We start from the raw sequence: 20,112 nt of genomic DNA on the forward strand, positions 1-20,112 counted from the left end.
GATAACTATTTTTGATCACTATTACTAAAGTACTCTATTATACTATCTTTAGCTACATCTACCATAAAATCAATCTCATCTTCACTTATAACATACGGTGGCATAAAATAAATTACATTTCCTAATGTTCTTAATATAACGCCTCTTTTTAAGGCATTTTGATATATAGCATACCCTATCCTTTTTTCACTTTCAAAAGGTTCTTTCGTTTTCAAATCTTTTACTAATTCAATTGCTCCAATCATTCCTATTTGCCTATATTCCCCTAAATGGGGTATATCTTTTAAAATACTCTCTACTTTCCTTCTTAAGTACATACTTTTTTTCTTATTTACTTCAATTATATTTTCATCTTCAAATATATTTAAAGTTTCCAGTGCTACACTACATCCAAGTGGATTTCCTGAATAACTATGGCTATGTAAAAATGCCTTCATAGTATTATACTCATCATAAAATGCATTATACATTTTATCTCCCATTAGTACTAAGGATAATGGCATATATCCAGCTGTAAGACCTTTAGATAAACACATTATATCCGGAGAAATATTTGCATGTTCACAAGCAAACATCTTTCCAGTTCTTCCAAATCCAACTGCTATCTCATCTGCTATTAAATTTATATTATATCTATCACAAAGTTCTCTTAACTTAATTAAATATTTAGGAGAATATATTTTCATTCCTGCTGCACATTGTACTAATGGCTCAATTATTATAGCACTTACTTCTTCATGAATTAACTCTATTTTATTTTCCATATTTACAAAGCATTCTGCATTACATGAGCTTCTTTCTTTATTAAATTTACATCTAAAGCAATCTGGACCTTCTACTTTTATAGAATCTAGTAATAGTGGTTTGTATACTTTGCTATACAAATCCATATCCCCCATGGATAATGCTCCTATTGTTTCTCCATGATACGCATCAGATATATTTACAAATCTAGTTTTTTTAACATTACCTATTTGCTGATGATATTGGAAACTCAGTTTTAACGCAATTTCTATAGCTGATGAACCATTATCTCCGAAAAATACTTTATTTAATCTATCTGGTGTTATACTTATTATTCTTTCACATAATTCTATCGCAGGTTGATGACTAAAATTAGCAAAAATAACATGTTCTAATGAATTTGCTTGTTTGTATAATGCATCATTAATTCGTTGATTTGAATGTCCAAATAAATTCACCCACCAAGAAGATACTGCATCTAAATATTTTCTTCCATTTATATCTTCTAAAAATACACCTTTTCCATTTTTAATTACTATGGGTGGAAATTTCTCATAATCTTTCATTTGTGAACATGGATGCCATATATATTTTAAATCTTTTGATTGTAATTCTTTCATACTCATATAACTTCTCCTTTAACTAAATAAATTCAACAATTTTTCTAAATCAAGTTTTTCATACTCTTTTTTTATATCTTCAATTGTAAACTCTTTTATCTCTCCTACAGTATGTACCATTTCAATTTTAGTTAAATCCTTTATTACTCGTATGTTATCATCTTCATAAAACTCACCATGATATTTATTTATAAAAATTCCCTTAGCATTTATATTAAACTTCTTTAAAAATTCATTTGTCAAAACCGTATGATTTATAGTGCCTACATCTGCTCTTGAAACTATAACAACATCTATATTTAAATCCTTAATTAAATCATACACAAAATAGGTATTATCAATTAACGGAACCACGATTCCTCCTGCTCCCTCAACAATTACAAATTCATATTCATTTATTAATTCATTGTACTGATTTATTATTTTTTCCTTTATTATTTCTACATTTTCAATCTTAGCAGCTAAATGAGGAGAAACCTCTTCTTTTAAACAATACGTATTCATTTTTTTATAATCACAATCTATATTACATATGTCCTTTATATATTTTATATCTGGTGGGATAAGTAAGTTTGTTGACTCTTCTATTATCCCCCCACTTTGAATAGGCTTAAATGAAATTGCATTGTATCCACCCTTTATTAATTTATAAGTTATACCTGCCGTAATAAATGTTTTTCCTACATCTGTATCTGTACCTATAATAAATATTCCTTTTCCCATATAGCTTTCCTCCTTTTGCTAAACTATCTTAAATCCCATCTCTTTTATCATTTTTATATCTTCATCTATCCCAATGCCACACGTAGTTAGCATATCTCCTGTTATAGTTGCATTTGCACCACTTTTAAAAGCTAATTTGCCATACTTAGTTAAAAGATTCCTTCCCCCTGCTAATCTTATTTGACTTTTAGGGTTTATAAACCTAAATATGGCTACTGTCTTTAAAAATTCTTCTTCTGTTACCTTCGCAGAGTTATCAATATTTGTTCCTTCTATATAATTAAGTAAATTTAAAGGTATAGATCTTATATTAAGATTTCTTAGTTCTAATGCCATATCTACTCTATCTTCTTGACTCTCACCTAATCCAATAATACCTCCACTACATACTTCAAGACCTACTCTTTGTGCTGATTTTATAGTATTAATTTTATCTTCATAAGTATGAGTACTACATATATTTTTAAAGTATCTTCTAGATGTTTCTAGGTTATTATGATATCTCTGAACCCCTGCTAGTTTTAACTTTTTTAAATCTTCTTCATCTAACAATCCATGTGAAGCGCAAGTTTTTATTCCTACTTTATTATGTATTTCATTATACGATTCACAAACCTTATCTACTTCTGATTTAGTTAACATTTTTCCTGACGTTACTATAGAGTACCTTTGTACACCTTTTTCATAGTTGTATATTGAATCTTTTAAGAATTCTTGTGTTGTTAACAATGGATATATATCTATATTAGTTTTGTGATAAGATGACTGTGCACAAAATTTACAGTCTTCACTGCACTTACCACTTTTACCATTTACAATACAACATAAGTCAAATTGATTGTCCATAAAGTATTCTCTTATCTCATTTGCATATACAGATAATATATTTAAGTCATAGTTTATAAGTTGTAATGCTTCTTCTTTGCTTATTGAATATCCACTCTTTATTTTTTCTACTAAAATTTTAATCATATCTATTCTCCCACGATTATTTATATATTTCATAAATTATATTACAATTGTATTCCTTTCGATCTATTTTAGTCAACCTTTAATATTTTTTAGGTTTACATTTAAAATAAAAATATACTGTGATAAATTTATTTCACCACAGTATATTTTATAATTTTATAATATTATTTTATTTATATCTCCATCTTGAGTTTCTATAGTTACAACATCTAATCCTTTATACTCTTTAAACAGCCCTTTAATATCTTTCATTACTTGATTCACTTGATTTGAGTTTAAATTATTTATGAAATATTCTTTTCTCATCTCACTATAACTTGAATCCGATAAAAAATTTCTAATCATAGTAAATGCAAGTACGTTTGGAATGTTGTTTTCTGTTCCTCTTCTGTACCCACTTCTTCTAGAATACATTCTCATTATATATACCTCCACGGTTTTATCATTTAATAAAAGTATATATAAAATTCAGTCTACGTATTACTTATAGTTTTATTAATTCATAATCTTTGTTTCCCATTCCCATTTCATATGCATAATCAATTACTCTTGTTGCATTTATTTTTGGATGTGCATGTTTAAATACATCATGTCCCATTTCTTTACATACTAAATCATAACAAGCTTGTTCTAATGCGACAGGATCTTTAGATGCTAATATCCCTATATCATTTGCAATTGGTCTTCCCGACCATGGAACGCAATCACAAAGTGGAGTTACATTCATAACAAAAGTTATATATCCTACTTTATTTTGCTTATTCTCTACTGCTCCATATGCAAATTCAGCCATTTTTTCTATAAATATATCCTCATCCGTATCCCATTGAACGTTTATAGCTCTAACAGGACAAACTGTTGGACATTCTCCACATCCATAACAAATATCATGATCAATTGATGCTTTTTTGCCTACCATTGATATTGCATTTGTAGGACAAGATTTAGCACATTTTGTACAACCTATGCATTTATCTTCATTTACAGTTGGCTGTACATCAGAATGTTGCATTTGCTTGCCTGCTGCTGTTGCACATCCCATAGCTAAATTTTTAAGTGTTCCTCCAAATCCACCTAATTCATGCCCTTTAAAATGGCTCATCACTATCATTGAAGATGAATTGTATATTTCTCCTCCAATTTTAACGTTTTTAAAATGTTTTTTGTTAATCTCTACATCTACAGCATTTCTACTGTATAGTCCATCTGCGATTATAATAGGTGCGTTCACTACTGCATATGCAAATCCATTTTCTATTGCAGTTGTTAAATGATCTACCGAATTTGTTCTACTACCTGTGTAAAGAGTGTTGGTGTCTGTTAAAAATGGCTTCCCTCCACATTCTTTAACCTTATCTACAACCTGTCTTACTGTAACAGGATTCATATATGTAGTGTTACCTCTTTCCCCAAAGTGCAACTTTATAGCTACTTGATCATTGTCACCTATGAAATCTTTAAACCCTGCTTTGTCAAATAATCTTCTTACATTGTTAAGTACATTACTATTTTGTGAATTTGAGTATAAATCACAAAAATAAACTTTTGATTTTTCCATTGTTTTTCCCCTTTTTGTTTATATTCTCTTCTAATTTTACCATTTTAAGGTATTTTTATAACTATTAAATTTATTATTTCTTATTCTTATAAACAAAAAAGAGCTTTATAATAACTAGATATTATATAGCTCTCTCAATTTATATTTTTATTAAATAATATATTTTACTATACTATTTGGAAATATGTTTTTGATTTCCGATTGGAAAAATTCTTTCATATAAGATAACTCTTCCTTTGTATAAACATATTTCCCATATCCAAATTGACCATACTTAAAGCTTCTATAGTCATCATTCATTGGAAGTGAGGTTTCAGGAAAAATTTCTAGAATTCTATTTTTAGCTTTAGTAGTGTATCTATGAGATATAACCTCAAATATTATTTTTGTATCATCAAAATCTTTTGGTAATCTATCTTTAATACTTTTAATTAATTCTCTGTATTCATATTCCCAATTTTCATATAAAAATACAGGAGCTATTATAAATCCAATTTGATATCCAGCTTTAGCTACTTTTGCTGCAGCTTCAACCCTCTTATCTGATGATGCAGTGTAATGCTCATATGTATCTATTACTCTAGGTGTATTTATACTAAATCTTATTTCTGTATGATTGTTATGGTCTATATCTAGAAGACTATCTACATCATTATATTTTGTTACAAATCTAAATCTGCCTTTTTCTTCTTTTCCAAAAAACTCAATAGTCTTTTTCAATACATCTGTATATGGTTCTACTGGTATTGGATCTGAGGTTGCGGCACCTTCAAATATAGTTATAGCCGGTAATCTATCATCTATATATTTTTGGGCTTGATTTAAAACATCATCTACATTTGCAAATACTCTAACAAATGGCTTATCTCCTAGCTGAGTATTTAGATAACAATATTCACACCTTCCCATACAACCACTAACTAAAGGTAGCTGATAGTTAGCAGATGGTTTACAAGTTTGGAACTTTAAACTTTTTTTAATACCCACTACTAAGGTTTCTTTACCATGTCTGTATTGTTCAAACAAAGTTTCTCCAGGTATTTTTCCTTTTACTTGATTTGATGAAATTTTTATAATTTCAATATCTTGTTCATTTTTAAATCTATCATATATATTTTTTCCTATTTCAGTTTCAAGACTTCCTTTTTCAAATATTACTCTCTTTGGCTTAAACATATGTCCACCCTCTTGTAGTAGTATTATTTATTTTAATACTATTTTTCCTTATATCCACTTAGATATTCTCAATTTAAAGTTACTATTTGATTATTATAAAAATTAAGATTACTATTTATTTTTAAATTTTATGAATAATTCTGATCCTTGCTTAATATTATTTATTAAAGGTAAACAAGCCTAATATCATTTACTTATACGAGGGGGCTAACTATTATGTTAAACGTAGTTAATAGAGATTTAAATGAAAAAACTAGAATAATAAGAGAAAGAGATTATATTCCAGCTGTTATTTACTCAAACAAATTAGATAAAAGTATTCCTATAGCAGTTTATAAAACAGATTTTACTAGATTAATTGATGCTGGTGAAAATACTGATGTTTTAGAATTAAATTTAAATGGAGATATAAAAAAATGTTTACTTAAGGAAGTACAGATAGACGGGGTTAAAGATGGTTTTATACATATAGATTTTATGTTAGTGGATTAAATTTTATATTTTCACGTTATAGTGAATATCAAAAGAAGCTGTCTCAAAATATAAGTATATTGAGATAGCTTCTTTAGTTTAGTTATTTATATTTTATTCATTATATCTAACTCTATCTATTAGTGATTCTTTATTAAAGTTTTTACTTATTAAATAAGTTAATAAAAGCTGTGATACTATCGAAAATACTATCATAATTATTATTTGAATTAAAGGTATCTCATATGATGCATATGATGCACCTGTTTTTTTAAATGCATATACTGCTATATATCCAAGACCCGTTCCTAAAGTTAATGAACTAGCTAACATTGTTAATGTATAAAACATAGCTTCTATATTTAACATCTTAATTAGCTGCTTATTAGTTAATCCTATTGCCTGTAACATACCTAACTCTTTTTTTCTTGTTATTATACTTGTTATCATTGAGTTTATAAGATTCATAAATCCTATTATTCCTATAATAACAACTAAACTATATGCCATTATTTTAGTTGAATTTATAGATAAGTTTGCAACCTCTAACTCTTTATCTATAGATGCTGATTGTAAATATTCATCTTTCTTATCTAAGCTTTCAATATAATTTTTCACATCTATATATTTATCTTTTTCAGTATATATACCTATAGATGTTGTTGTATCATTTTTCAATAATTTATTAAATGCATCATTATGAACTGCAAAAGTTCCTGGGGCTGATGTTATAGCTTGTACCTTAAACTCTTTGTCTAATTTTTCATTTCCATCATATAAAGTAATCGTTATTTTATCCCCTACTTTTATATTTATTTCTTTAGCTAATTCCGGAGATAATAATATAATTTCTTTGCCTGATTTTAATTTTTCTAAATCAATTTTTCCAGATTGTAAATAAAACTCTAAACCTTCTAAATCTGATTCATCAATGCTGCTAAAGTCATGATACTTATATTCTGTATTGTAATCTGGCAATTCAGCTTTAGTTTCCTTAAAAATTTCTATATTTTTAACACCATTCATTTTAGAAATTTCATCTCTAAATTCTAGTCCTAGAGGATTTTTTGTTTGTAAAATATTTAGTTCTGTTTCAGGGCTGTCTTCATCTCCAAAAGTATAACTGTCTAAACTTATTCTTAGGTCATATGGGAAGTGATCTCTAGCTAATTTTTCGGCATCCATGCTGCTAAGTACACTTGATACAACTATAAACAAAATTCCACTTAAAGATAAAGATATTAAAGTTATATACGTACGCTTTTTATTCCTACTTAAATTTGCATGTGAAAGTCTTTTTATATTTATACTTTCATATCCTTTTCTTGATTTTTTATTTGATTTTTCTTCCCCATTATATCTAACTGCGTCTATTATAGATACCTTTGATGCTACTTTCATAGGCTTTAATAATGATACAAATACTGTAGCAAAACTTATTAACATTACAAATATTGCTATTGGTAATTTAGATATATTAGTACCTTCAAAGAATATTTTATTTATTACAAGTTTATTTATTATATATCCTATAACTGTCCCTAATGGAATTGCAATTAACGATAAGAATATTCCTTCTTTTAATACTATTGATTTTATTTGCTTTTTAGTAGCACCTATAGCTCTTAACTTACCAAACTCTTGAACCTTAGTTACTATTGATAAATAGAATATGTTATAAATAACTAAAATACTTGATAATATAATTACTATACCTATTAAAACTCCCCAAGTTATAACTTCTTGGTCTGGTTTTAATGATTTTATATAATCTTCATTAGCTAAAACTCTGTAATTAGGTATATCTAAGTCACATGCTACCTTATTTACCTTATCTATTATTTCTTGACCTTGTAAATTTTCAGTGTTTTTTAATTTTATATATACATTAAAATTTTCCTTATTCATATCTCTAGTCGACTTCATATATTCTTCAGATACTATTGCATTGTACATTCTTCTTGTTTTTGAACTTTCACTAGATGTTGTTCTCCCTGTTAATATAAACTCTGCATCAGTTATACCCTTTTTAGAGTAGTCCTCATACTGTATTTTTATTTTTTGTCCTATTTTCTTTCCATATCCTAATTTATCTAGTGCTAAATCATCTAATACTATTTCATTTTTATTAGAAGGAAGCTTTCCCTCTAATAAGTTTATACTATTAAAATCTACAGCATTTTTGTCCATATATGAAAGTGCTATTTTGCTTTCATCTTCGTATTCCTTAAGACCAACTCCATTTACAACACCAATACTTTCTATATCAGCATGAGCTTTTACTTCATTATATTTTGCTTGTGTTATGCCACCCAGAAGTCCATGTTGAGAGCCACAGTATGATCTAGTCCTTTCTTTGTTAGCTTCATTCCAATCAACACATGTCATAAACACAGATGCAAGTAATATTGTAGAAAGTACTATTGTTATTATAATTAAGATACTTTTTGATTTGTTTTGCTTTAAATTACTCCTAGCTATTTTAGTAGTGTTAATCATTTATAACACCACCTTTAATAACTTTACCATCCTCAATATATATAACTCTATCTGCCATTTGAGCTATTGTTTCATCATGTGTTATCATTACTAACGTTTGATTATATTTTTTTATCATAGATTTTAATAAACTCATTACTTCATCAGATGTTTTTGAATCTAAGTTTCCTGTAGGCTCATCAGCTAGTATAATAGACGGTCTGGTAACTAGTGCTCGAGCAATTGCAACCCTTTGCTGTTGACCACCTGACAAAGTATTTGGTAACACCTCCTTTTTTTCATCTAGGCCTAAAGATTTTATAATATCATTAACAAAATTCTTATCTACATCCTTTCCATCTAAACCTATAGGAAGAACTATATTTTCCCATACATTTAAAGATGGTATTAAATTATAGTATTGAAATATAAATCCTATTTTTCTTCTTCTAAAAATAGCTAACTTCTCATCTTTTAAAGAAAATATATCATTTCCATCTATAAAAACTTTTCCATCAGTTGGTCTATCAAGCCCACCTATCATATGTAATAAAGTACTTTTCCCTGATCCTGATTTTCCTACTATCGCTACAAATTCTCCTTCTTGTATATCTATATTAGTGTCGTCTATTGCTTTAACTAAATTTTCTTCAACTCCATAGTATTTCTTTAAACTTTTAGTTTTTAATATGCTCATTCTTTTTCTCCTTATCTTTGTATTATTTATACTTTTATAATACATAGCAAGTCTTTCAAATCACTTACAGTTATACTTACACTTTTGTAAGGAATAAAGAAAATTTACTTCCCTCCCCTTTTTTAGATGATACTATAATGTTTCCACCTTGTTGCTCTAAAATTTTCCTGCTTAAATAAAGACCTACCCCTGATCCTTCAATATCTTCTACTTCACTATTTCTATAAAATCGCTTAAATATATTATTAAATTCTAATTTATCAATTCCTATTCCATTATCCTTAATATCAATTCTTACAAAGTTTATAGTTTGTGAAACAGATATATTTATTTTTCCATTTTTATCTGTATATTTAACCCCATTATCAATTACATTAAATATACTTTCTTCAGTCCATTTTGAATCATGTAGAATTTGTATATCATCAAAGTCTTCTAATTCTATGCTTATTTGTTTTTGATTAGCTTTAACTCTCACGCTATCTATTGCTTTTGTTAAAGTAGCTTTTATTCCTTTATTTTCTTTTTTTGTGCTTATCATATTAGCTTCTAATCTAGATATATTAACTAACGAATCAATTAAATTATGTAATTTATTTATTGATAGTTTATTTGTTTGTAAAAATTCCATTTTCTCTTCTTCTTCTAATTCTTCTTCAATTAAAAGAGTATTGTATAACTTCAAAGAAGCTAGAGGTGTCTTTAATTGATGAGATATATCTGTTACTAACTCTTTAATACTTTCTTTTTCTTTATCTAAATTACGTACTTTTAAATTTAAACTTCTTGATAGTTTATTTAGATCTGAATAAATTCTATTAAAAATACCTTCCTCTTTAAAATCATCTTTAATCTTATAATCATTGTTTATTATATTTTCTATATCCATATTAACCTTTAATAATTTATTAAATATGTATTTTATATAAGTAACCACAATAGTTAACACTAAAAAAAGCAATATTACAAAAGTTATCAAATTATTTACCAGGAAATATTTCAAATGTTTTTGGAAATTTACATTTTTATTCATTGTATAACTTTCATCATATCCAAATTTGTCTAAGATTTTGTTTCCTTCTTCTATATACTTCTTTTCAGGATTATATATGGAGTTTACTATATCAACCTCCATCTCTGGATATTTACTAACTAATGTACCTACTAATCTTTTATTTATATTATTTTGTTCTAAGTATATATTTTTTAAGTTTTTGTACTGAAATATAGAAAATATACTAAATATGATAGCTATACTTATAAGTATAAAAACTACCTGTTTCTTTAATAATGGTTCCTTTTTTATAATACTAATCATTTTTTTGAACACCTCTTTGCGAAAGTATACCCTACACCTCTTATATTTTTTATATATTCTGGAGTTGATGGATTTTCTTCTACCTTCTGTCTAAGCCTTCTTATATTTACTGCTACAGTATTTTCATCAACAAAATTTCCATCTATATCCCACAAAGTTTCTATTAGTTGATCTTTTGTTATTGTTTGGCAAGAGTTGTCCATTAAGTATTTTAATAACTTTCCTTCTGTTTTACTTAATGTTAATTCTTCATTTTCTTTAGTTAATTTATTTTCTAAATAATTAAAACTTAACTTATCACAAGAAGTTAAGTGTTCACTATTTACACTACCTATTCTTCTCATAAAAGCATTTATTTTTGATATTAGTACTATTAAGCTAAATGGCTTTGTTATATAATCATCAACACCAATTTCATATCCAGTTACTATATCAACTTCTTGATCCAATGCCGTTAGCATTATTATATGTACATTACTTATTTTTCTTATTTCTTCACAAAAATCAAATCCACTTCCATCTGGCAAACCTATATCAGATATTATCAAATTTATATCATTTTCTTTAAATATATCCATAGCTTCCTTTATACTTGAAGCTGAATAAACAGTATATCCCTCTTTTTTTAACTTAAAGCTTATTCCTCTATTTAATGATTTATCATCTTCTAAAAGTAATATATTTCCCACTTCATCACTCCCTCTGTTTTGTATCTATCTATTTTGATTATAAATTAAAATACATTTATTTTAAAACTATAAAATTATATAATCATAATTTACTTAAACACGCAAAAAAAGCAACTAAAATAATATTTATTATTTTAGTTGCCTTAAATTTTATTTTAACATAAACTCTATTATTGCTAATATCCATAAGTGCAATGGATAAAATACATAGAATAAGTATTTACTAAACTTATTGTTCATACCTCTTTCACCATTGTACATTAGCATAAATGGTATCACTAATATAAATAAGAAATCTGAGTTAAACATTAACATATCTATAGTTTCTTTTACTGTAGGGTATTTATTATAGCTAGTTGCAAATAATAATATCGATAATATTATATATCCTATTATTTGTTTCTTATTATTGCCTCTAAATGAATATGTGATTAGTATAAATGGTAATACAGCTATTCCACCCTCTGTAAATATTCCTAATGGTAACAATAATATTGCCAATGTCATTAGTATTAATTTACTAGCACCATTTTTTGATTTACTATACTCAATTAGACTTATTATAGTAAGTCCTAAAGCTAAAGTTGCAAATATATTATTATGAACAGTAACCCCCTTAGATTTTAAAGCTACATTCATAACCATATCACCGACTTGCATGAAAGTTGCCCAACCCCATAATCTGATGTTATATTTTAATCTACTTCTTGTATGGAAAAATCCTTCCACTAATAAAAATGCAAATACTGGTGATACTAACCTTGATAATGGATGGAACCATATTGGAAACACATGTGGAAAAGCAAACCATAAATGATCCATTAGCATAACTATTAGTGCGAAAACTTTTATTTGAAACGCATTTAATTTTTTCATTTGTTGTCCTCCTCTTGTTGATTATATACATATTATATATTCATCTTAAGAATTGAACCATTTATCTAGATTACATTTAAATTACGTTTTTGTAAGATAAATAATTTAAACGCAATGTTCATGATATCGTGATATTAATATTTGAAATTATTAGTGTTAATATACATTCTTTTATATAGAGTAATTGTCACAATAAATATTCATAGCGTCACTTAAAAATTGTGCTAAGCCTTCTCCATATTTATCTATATTCTTAGTAAATCTTTCATCTGCTACATACATAAGGGCTAAGCCTCTAAAAATTTCTATTGTACAATTATAGAAATTTTCAGTTATGTGGTTTCTCCACTTTTCAACTAGTAATTGAACTTGCTCATCAGAAGGTTCTTTATTCATTAGTTTAGATAATTCTACATATATACTCTCAGTTTCTCCCATTATATTTTCCCAATCATTTTTTGAGTATTTTGATGTCTTTTCTTTACTTTCCTTGTATGCATCTGTTTTACCATACTTTCTTTCTGTTTCTTCTTTATATTTTTCTTCATGTTTTTTTATATCTTCATAATCAAATGCCTTGAAATTCTTCTTATTCATAACATTACCTCCAAAATTATTTATAGTATCATCTATTGATTCTATTATTTTTTCTAATCTATTTTTCTTTTTTATTATTAGATTCCTTTGTTCTTTTAAGGCTTTTTCCCTATCAAAGTTTTCATCCTGTAATATTGTTTTTATTTCTTGAAGTGAAAACTCTAATTCTTTAAAAAGTAAAATTTGATATAATTTAGCAACATCCTCATCACTATACATTCTATAATTTGAATCAGTTCTTTTACTTGGTACTAAAAGCCCTATTTTATCATAATGATGCAGCATTCTAATGCTTACACCTGTTAATTTTGAGATTTCATTAATCATGTACATGTTCATCCACCTCCTGATTTAATATTAAGGTATAACACAATGTTAGAGTCAACAATAAAATTATAATAATAAAAAATTCACTTCGCTTAAGCCACTGCGTGGGCGCTACACTTCATGTCGCCAACGACTTCGTCCGTTGCGTAAAAAAAGAGTTAACAGTATGTACATATACTATTAACTCTTTTTAATTAGTTTATTTAATTATAATGAAATTACCATATTCATTAATTTATTGTTTCTCTTTATAAAATCATCTAGTTCACTAGGCTCTAACTCTTTATTAGCAAGAAGCGCTATATCTACTATTTGATTACAAATTAAGCTTATCTCATCTTTTTTATCATCTTTATCTTTTAGAGATAAAAGTTTTTTAACTATTGGACTATTATCATTTATAACTAGTGTTTTCTCTTCTTCAAAGTTCATTCCAAAGTCCATTCCAGCAAATTGTGATTTCATTTCAGCCATTCTTCTTGACTCTTCTGATACTAGTATTATAGCTGAAGTGTCTTCACTCTTTAAACTTTCTACTGAATAAGTTTTTACTCTTTCACCTACTGCTTCTTTGAATAAGTTTTCTATTTCTTCTTTTCCTTCTTTGTTAGACTCATCTTTATTATCTTTTAATACATCTGATAAGTCTGCATCTATTCTATTAAATCTAACTGGTTGATTTTTAAATTCAACAAATGATATAAAATGATTGTCTATTGTTGAATCTAATATTACAGCATCTAAATCATAGTCTTTAAATAATTTTATATATTGAGATTGTTGATCCTCATCACTTACATAGAATATCTTATTTTCATGCTTTTCTTTGCATTTTTCTAAGTAATCATTAAGAGTTATATACTCTGAATTTATAGTCTTAAATAATATACTATCTTTCACCTTATCATAGAATCCTTCATCTTTTAAGCATCCAAATTTGATAAATACTTGTATATCATCCCAGAATTTTTCATAGCTTTCTCTTTCATTTTTAGCTAGAGATTTTAACTTATCAGCTACCTTCTTAACTATATGTTTAGAAATTTTACTTACATCTCTATCATTTTGTAAGAAACTTCTAGATACATTTAGAGGTAAGTCTGGGCAATCTATTACTCCTTTTAATAATAATAAGAACTCTGGTATAACTTCTTTTATATTATCTGCAACGAATACTTGGTTGTTGTATAATTTTACTTTACCTTCTATAAGCTCAAATTCATTATTTAATTTAGGGAAGTATAATATTCCTTTTAAATTAAATGGATAATCTACATTAAGATGTATCCAGAACAATGGCTCATCAAATGTTTTAAATACTTTTCTATAGAACTCTTTGTATTCTTCATCTGTACAATCCTTTGGTGATTTTAACCATAATGGATGTGTATCATTTATAGGTGTTATTTCCTTAACTTCATTTTCTTCTGTTTTTGTTTCTTCATTTTCATTTTTAGCTTCTTCACTATTTTCTTCTTTGATAGTATCTAAATAAATATTAACTGGTAAGAATGAACAATATTTATCTATTATATTTCTTACTGTATATTCTTCTACAAATTCTTTGCTATCGTCATCTAAGAATAATGTTATTGTAGTACCTCTAGTGTTTCTAGTATCTGAATCACTTATTTCGTACTCTGTTCCACCTTCACTTACCCATCTAACTGGCTTTGCATCTTCTTTGTATGATAATGTCTCTATTTGAACTTTTTTAGATACCATAAATGATGAATAGAATCCTAAACCAAAGTGACCTATTATATCATTTTCTTCATTCATTTTATCTTTATATTTATTGAAGAAATCTTCCGCACCAGAAAAAGCAACTTGATTTATATATTTTTGAACTTCTTCTTCTGTCATACCGATACCATTGTCTTCAAATATAAGTGCTGAATTTTCTTTATCTATGTATACATTTATTTTGTAATCTTCTTCTTTATCCCCTGCTATTTCTCCTAATGATATTAGCTTCTTGTGTTTATTTACAGCATCACACCCGTTACTTATAAGCTCTCTGATAAATATATCTTTGTCAGAGTATAACCACTTTTTTATTATTGGAAAAATATTTTCTGTATGTATTGATATACTACCTTTTTGACTCATAAATTATTTCCTCCTAATTTTATTAATTAAAATAATTTTAGGGGTAGAACCTACTCCCTTTATAAATAATATTGTAGCATGTTTGTTAGCACTGTCAAGTAGAGAGTGCTAACTTTTTAATAAATATTATATTTTTATATTAATACAAAAACCACCCTTAAATAAGAGTGGCCTTTAATTCTATTAACTATTTATATAATACAGCTTCATATTTCTTCATTATTTTAAAAAGTGAATATATTAAACATACTATTCCTACTATCACTGTAACATAACTTAAAATAGGGCTAATCACTACTAACTTAGGTATTATTACTACCCCCATTAAATTAAACACTATATGTAAAATAATACTTCCTGTTAATGACTCTGAGTACATATATATTAAAGCTAAAGCTATACCTAATATAAATGTATATATTCCTTGAACAATATTTCCATGTGCTACTCCAAAAATTAATGCTTGGACAATAACTGCACATACTATATTATAATTTTTTTTCAAATGTCCAAATATAATGTATCTATATATTATTTCTTCACATATAGGAATTAAAATTATTACTATTATAATTTGTAAAAATGAATTACTTGCAGATTGTAATTGATTTTGTACCTCCATATAACTTGGAATTAATTTAGTTAATATCCCAGTTATACTTAATAAAATAACACTAAGTCCAATCCCCAATAAACTAATATATATTGCTTCATTTAAATTCACTTTTTTTAATAAATTCTTACTTAATAACTTTTTATCATAAACAGAAAACATTAAATGTGTTAAAATTATTGTAATTAAATCTCCTATAAGAGCTACAATTAAAATATATTGATTCGGATCATTGAAGCTTTTATAAGCACCATTCGCTACTCCCATTATGAAAAATCCAACAGATATAAGAAGTTGATTTATTAAAATTACCCCTAAACATATTCCTAATGATTTTAAAATTTTTTTCATAAGTTCACCCCTTAAGCCATGTTATTCATATATAAATAAAATGCAAGAACAATGTTTAAAACTGTTAAAGTCATTCCCAATATATTTAATACTAGTCCTATTTTATAAGCTTTACATTTAACTTCCTTTAATCTTTTTGATGATATTACTATCCCAAAAGTACTTACTATCAATCCTATTATTGGAAAAATCCATGCTACTAAACTTAAGATTCCTAGTACCATCGGTTTTTTAGATTTTTTAATTTGATTTTCCATAATCACTTTATCTTCCATATTAATTTTCCTCCCTTTTTATATATCATTAATATACATTGTGAAAATATATTTTTTTACATCAAATGTCAATATATTTTGGATGAATAGTATTTTTTATTGTATGAACGGTATATTTAAACTATTCAGTCTATAAAAACTACCATCCACTCATTTTTTATTATTTTTTATGTTTTTTATGCTACTATTTATTTTGTATTAAAAAATAATTTTAAAAAAAGTGCTAAAATAGGAATCGGCTTACTCCTTGCTGGTACTAGTATAGATATTGCATCTAAGCGTTAATATATTAAGAGGGAAATGAAAATAATTAAATTAATAAAAATAAATGATGATATTAAAGAACTAACAAATTCTGAATTAAATTCTATTAACGGAGGCATATTATGATTATAACAGGCAAAACAGTTTTTAAAATATGTTCTATTCTGGGTATATTAAGTTGTATATCCATTATATTGATGAAATTATTTGGAATAGTATCAATTCCATCAACATCATTAATAACTCCTTTGATAATGATTGTAATTTTTGGAGGGCTTTTAATGATTTTAAAATAAGGATGTCTTGAATCCTTATAATTTTAAGTTCTCATATAAAGTTGTACTTTCTGTAAAATCTCTATATAATTTCTAATTTTTATAGAGATTTTACTTGTTCCTATTAATTCAGTTCTATAATATGTGCATTAAGTCAAAACATTTATATAGCTAGAATAGGATTATTTATGATTAAAATATAGTATTAGTAGTTCAACATTTAATCAAATCAAGAAAACAAAAAAATAATTTTAATTTTCTTAACTAATGCAACCAATTAACTATGACTTAGTATATAAAAGTTTAATTATGAGTATTAATCATATTAAACTCGCTAATCTCTCTATTATTCTTACTTTTAAATTTTTCATTTTATATCGACTTACCATTATTTCATTATCTTCTATGAAAATTGAATTTTTATTAATAGCATTTACTTTATTTATATTTACTAAATAAGCTCTATGGCATCTATAAAATAAATATTCTTTTAAATCACTTTCAAGGTTTGTAATACTCTCTCTTGTTTTATATACTTTACTATATGTATGTATCAATACAACTCTGCATTGTGATTCTATATACAATATAGAACTTATACTAATAATTACCGTTTTACCTTCATCTATTTCATATATTGTTATATATTTTTCTATATTGCTAATAATATCTTTTCTACATTGCATCATATGTTTTGAAAAGTCATTATAATTTATTGGCTTTAACAAATATCTAAATGCGTTTACTTCGTACCCTTGTTGCATAAACTCTGCAATAGCTGTAATAAAAATTATTTTTACATTTGTATCAAATTTTCTTATTTTCTTAGCTGTTTCAATGCCATTCATACATTTCATGTGAACATCTAATAATAATATATCTATTTTTTCAGGGTAGTTTTTTAATAATTCTTCACCACTATTAAATTCAACCAATTCATAAGGCTCACTTGAAAAAACCTTACTTAAATAATCTATTATTATATTTCTATGTATGTCTTCATCATCACAAATAACTATATTAAAACTCACAAAAAATCCCCCCTTATTATAAACACCCTAGAGACTCTTTCATGGTTTTTGCTAAATATTTATATTTAAAATTGTTTCTATCTAAATATTGTGATAAATCAACTTAAAAAAGTATTATTATCTTATTTTTATGATATAAAAATATTATATACTACTCCCCATAACAATAATATTTTAAAGTATGTGCTTATCTAGAGTGCTGAGTTTAAAGCTAGTAACATTAAAAGTTTATAAATTCTAGCTTTTATACTCTATATTAAAATAATAATAAATTTAAAATATTTGTAAATATTTTAGGGATGAATAGTCATTTTTTAGGCTTGAATAGCCGCATAAAAATAAAATTTATCCATTCATGCCTTAAAATATACTATTCATCCCATTCATAAGATTTATTAATTTATTTGTGATAATATTATTTCAAATAAATCAAGCTACATAAGTTTAAATATAAAAAAATTTATTTAATAATTTAAAGGGGATTATACTTATGGATATTTCAGATACTTTGAAAACAAAACTTAAAAATTATAAAGAAAATAATCATAGCAATATTGATATTGAAGTTTATCCTAAAGATAAAAGTCTATCAATTGCATTAGACACTTTTGCCTTTTCACTACACTCACTTACAGATGATGTAATTAAATTTTTTAATAGTATAAATTTTGAGTGTTTCAATACGGATCAATTTGATGGCAAGAATCCCATAATATATTTAGAAGGTAATTATTTTACATTACAGATGAGGTTTACATCAGCTTTATATTTCGGTATATGCCAATGTGTTTTACTTAAACTTATAAAGTAGATTTTGAATTAAAAACTAAAAATTTAGGTTTCAAACTTTAGTATAAATAAAAGCTGTTCTTGCCAATAATTAACTCTAGGTTTTATAAATATACTTAAAGTACTGTCTATAATAATATAATTTTAGAATACATAAAGGGGACATAGATATGAATCAAAAGAACAAATTAAGTACCTTATACAGAAAAATAGGTGTTCCTAGCGCTATTATATTATGTTTTTTTCCTACTCTAGTTGAAAACTGGCCATTTTGGCCATTAGTAAGAAAAATTGGATTGTTTATTTTTATCCTTGTATTATTCTGGATATTTTGGCATAGTGAAAAAACTAAAAAGAGTAGTATCTAAAACTATAATAGATACTACTCCTCATTAATTATATTTATCAAATAATGAAAAATATCGCTCTAATATTTATTTAAATTCTTAATGCAAAGTAAAAACCATACTACTAATTTAGCACATATTAAAGCTAAAAGTAATAAACTTACTTCTTTGTAACTCAGCAAAGCTGTTATAAATACTAATCCAATCTCAACATAAATAAATATTGAGTATGATTTTGCACTAGTTTTTTCTCTTACTAAAATATTTCTTTCATCATTGCTGTTTATTTCAATTTCTTCTACTTTTTCAGGATTTTTTATAGCTTTTAAATTCAGAAAAATCTGCCATACTCCTACAGATGTAAGCCCTATTCCCATACCCATCACCATACTAGCTGACATTTTTTCTGCTATTACCCCTAATAAAAATATAGCTATCATTATAATTCCTGCTATTATACCTCCAACTGAAAACATAAGGTCTTTCTTAACTTGATTCATCTTAATTTCCCTCCTCAAATATAAAAACTTCTTCTATTATGCACTCAAAAACTGTTGCAATTTTATAAGCTAACATTATTGATGGATTATATTTTCCATTTTCTAAAGATATAATTGTTTGCCTAGATACCCCACACGTTTTAGCTAGTTCCTCTTGTGTTATTTTTCTTTCTTTTCTTAGTTTCTGAATATTATTTTTCATGTTTACTCCTTTATATTAACAGTAAAATTAACTTTACATTTTAAGTATAGTCAACTTTACATTTTATGTCAACTTAGCTTTACATTTTAATAAATTTTTTGTATTTA

General features: G+C 26.0%; 23 protein-coding genes. 5 read left to right on the forward strand and 18 right to left on the reverse strand.

The window, feature by feature from the left end; translation table 11 throughout:
• Positions 1-5: 5 nt before the first annotated feature.
• From bioA to splB, 6 genes are all read right to left on the reverse strand, one after another.
• Positions 6-1,370 (reverse strand): adenosylmethionine--8-amino-7-oxononanoate transaminase, encoded by a 1,365-nt coding sequence (bioA, locus tag NWE74_RS10355; protein WP_330666350.1) that lies wholly within the window; start codon positions 1,368-1,370, stop codon positions 6-8.
• 12 nt (positions 1,371-1,382) lie between these two features.
• Positions 1,383-2,087, reverse strand: a complete 705-nt coding sequence (gene bioD / locus NWE74_RS10360; RefSeq protein WP_258243097.1) for a dethiobiotin synthase — start codon at positions 2,085-2,087, stop codon at positions 1,383-1,385.
• 18 nt (positions 2,088-2,105) lie between these two features.
• Entirely contained in the window at positions 2,106-3,059 is a 954-nt protein-coding gene (bioB, locus tag NWE74_RS10365; RefSeq protein WP_330666351.1) for a biotin synthase BioB, read from the reverse strand.
• Between the two features lie 156 nt (positions 3,060-3,215).
• Complete coding sequence (locus NWE74_RS10370) at positions 3,216-3,479, reverse strand: hypothetical protein (protein WP_092727316.1); 264 nt, start codon at positions 3,477-3,479, stop codon at positions 3,216-3,218.
• Between the two features lie 64 nt (positions 3,480-3,543).
• A complete protein-coding gene (locus tag NWE74_RS10375; protein ID WP_258243098.1) occupies positions 3,544-4,617 on the reverse strand; it encodes a DUF362 domain-containing protein in 1,074 nt (357 codons plus the stop codon).
• Between the two features lie 150 nt (positions 4,618-4,767).
• A complete protein-coding gene (splB, locus tag NWE74_RS10380; RefSeq protein WP_258243100.1) occupies positions 4,768-5,793 on the reverse strand; it encodes a spore photoproduct lyase in 1,026 nt (341 codons plus the stop codon).
• A 216-nt stretch (positions 5,794-6,009) separates the two neighbouring features.
• On the opposite strand from splB, the gene NWE74_RS10385 reads away from it, so the two are divergent.
• Entirely contained in the window at positions 6,010-6,285 is a 276-nt protein-coding gene (locus tag NWE74_RS10385; RefSeq protein WP_258243101.1) for a hypothetical protein, read from the forward strand.
• A 93-nt stretch (positions 6,286-6,378) separates the two neighbouring features.
• On the opposite strand, the gene NWE74_RS10390 is transcribed toward NWE74_RS10385, so the two are convergent.
• The 9 genes from NWE74_RS10390 to NWE74_RS10430 form a co-directional block, all read right to left on the reverse strand.
• The gene (locus tag NWE74_RS10390; RefSeq protein WP_258243102.1) at positions 6,379-8,763 is read right to left on the reverse strand and encodes an ABC transporter permease; all 2,385 of its coding nucleotides are present in this window, start codon (positions 8,761-8,763) and stop codon (positions 6,379-6,381) included.
• Positions 8,756-9,439, reverse strand: coding sequence for an ABC transporter ATP-binding protein (locus NWE74_RS10395; protein WP_258243103.1), 684 nt, complete (start codon positions 9,437-9,439; stop codon positions 8,756-8,758). Before NWE74_RS10395 ends, NWE74_RS10390 begins: the two co-directional genes overlap by 8 nt.
• A 76-nt stretch (positions 9,440-9,515) precedes the next feature.
• On the reverse strand, positions 9,516-10,757 hold the full coding sequence (locus tag NWE74_RS10400) for a sensor histidine kinase (protein WP_258243104.1): 1,242 nt from the start codon (positions 10,755-10,757) through the stop codon (positions 9,516-9,518).
• Entirely contained in the window at positions 10,754-11,446 is a 693-nt protein-coding gene (locus tag NWE74_RS10405) for a response regulator transcription factor (protein ID WP_258243105.1), read from the reverse strand. The genes NWE74_RS10400 and NWE74_RS10405 overlap by 4 nt, the downstream gene beginning before the upstream one ends.
• A 150-nt stretch (positions 11,447-11,596) precedes the next feature.
• Positions 11,597-12,322: a conjugal transfer protein TraX gene (locus NWE74_RS10410; RefSeq protein WP_258243106.1), complete on the reverse strand. Its 726-nt coding sequence runs from the start codon at positions 12,320-12,322 to the stop codon at positions 11,597-11,599.
• Positions 12,323-12,493: 171 nt separating this feature from the next.
• Positions 12,494-13,252, reverse strand: coding sequence for a MerR family transcriptional regulator (locus tag NWE74_RS10415; protein WP_258243107.1), 759 nt, complete (start codon positions 13,250-13,252; stop codon positions 12,494-12,496).
• A 201-nt stretch (positions 13,253-13,453) separates the two neighbouring features.
• Positions 13,454-15,358: a molecular chaperone HtpG gene (gene htpG, locus NWE74_RS10420; protein ID WP_258243108.1), complete on the reverse strand. Its 1,905-nt coding sequence runs from the start codon at positions 15,356-15,358 to the stop codon at positions 13,454-13,456.
• Between the two features lie 187 nt (positions 15,359-15,545).
• Positions 15,546-16,322 (reverse strand): CPBP family intramembrane glutamic endopeptidase, encoded by a 777-nt coding sequence (locus NWE74_RS10425; RefSeq protein ID WP_258243109.1) that lies wholly within the window; start codon positions 16,320-16,322, stop codon positions 15,546-15,548.
• A gap of 11 nt (positions 16,323-16,333) precedes the next feature.
• Positions 16,334-16,597, reverse strand: coding sequence for a hypothetical protein (locus NWE74_RS10430; protein WP_258243110.1), 264 nt, complete (start codon positions 16,595-16,597; stop codon positions 16,334-16,336).
• A 300-nt stretch (positions 16,598-16,897) separates the two neighbouring features.
• Here NWE74_RS10430 and NWE74_RS19300 point away from each other — a divergent pair, with 300 nt between their 5' ends.
• Together NWE74_RS19300 and NWE74_RS10435 are read left to right on the forward strand one after the other, a co-directional pair.
• The gene (locus NWE74_RS19300; protein ID WP_420330184.1) at positions 16,898-16,987 is read left to right on the forward strand and encodes a bacteriocin; all 90 of its coding nucleotides are present in this window, start codon (positions 16,898-16,900) and stop codon (positions 16,985-16,987) included.
• A complete protein-coding gene (locus NWE74_RS10435) occupies positions 16,984-17,157 on the forward strand; it encodes a hypothetical protein (RefSeq protein WP_258243111.1) in 174 nt (57 codons plus the stop codon). Before NWE74_RS19300 ends, NWE74_RS10435 begins: the two co-directional genes overlap by 4 nt.
• Before the next feature lie 299 nt (positions 17,158-17,456).
• Here the strand turns inward: NWE74_RS10435 and NWE74_RS10440 are convergent, their stop codons facing one another.
• Positions 17,457-18,167 carry a LytR/AlgR family response regulator transcription factor gene (locus tag NWE74_RS10440; RefSeq protein ID WP_258243112.1) on the reverse strand — a complete coding sequence of 237 codons (711 nt, stop codon included), beginning with the start codon at positions 18,165-18,167 and terminating at the stop codon, positions 17,457-17,459.
• Positions 18,168-18,657: 490 nt separating this feature from the next.
• Here NWE74_RS10440 and NWE74_RS10445 point away from each other — a divergent pair, with 490 nt between their 5' ends.
• Complete coding sequence (locus NWE74_RS10445) at positions 18,658-18,978, forward strand: hypothetical protein (RefSeq protein WP_258243113.1); 321 nt, start codon at positions 18,658-18,660, stop codon at positions 18,976-18,978.
• A gap of 148 nt (positions 18,979-19,126) precedes the next feature.
• Positions 19,127-19,324, forward strand: coding sequence for a hypothetical protein (locus tag NWE74_RS10450; protein ID WP_258243114.1), 198 nt, complete (start codon positions 19,127-19,129; stop codon positions 19,322-19,324).
• Positions 19,325-19,383: 59 nt separating this feature from the next.
• On the opposite strand, the gene NWE74_RS10455 is transcribed toward NWE74_RS10450, so the two are convergent.
• Together NWE74_RS10455 and NWE74_RS10460 are read right to left on the reverse strand one after the other, a co-directional pair.
• On the reverse strand, positions 19,384-19,803 hold the full coding sequence (locus NWE74_RS10455; RefSeq protein WP_258243115.1) for a hypothetical protein: 420 nt from the start codon (positions 19,801-19,803) through the stop codon (positions 19,384-19,386).
• Position 19,804: 1 nt separating this feature from the next.
• Positions 19,805-20,005: a helix-turn-helix transcriptional regulator gene (locus NWE74_RS10460; protein ID WP_092727301.1), complete on the reverse strand. Its 201-nt coding sequence runs from the start codon at positions 20,003-20,005 to the stop codon at positions 19,805-19,807.
• Positions 20,006-20,112 lie beyond the last annotated feature (107 nt).

It is taken from the genome of Romboutsia lituseburensis (assembly GCF_024723825.1).
Lineage (GTDB): Bacteria > Bacillota > Clostridia > Peptostreptococcales > Peptostreptococcaceae > Romboutsia_F > Romboutsia_F lituseburensis_A.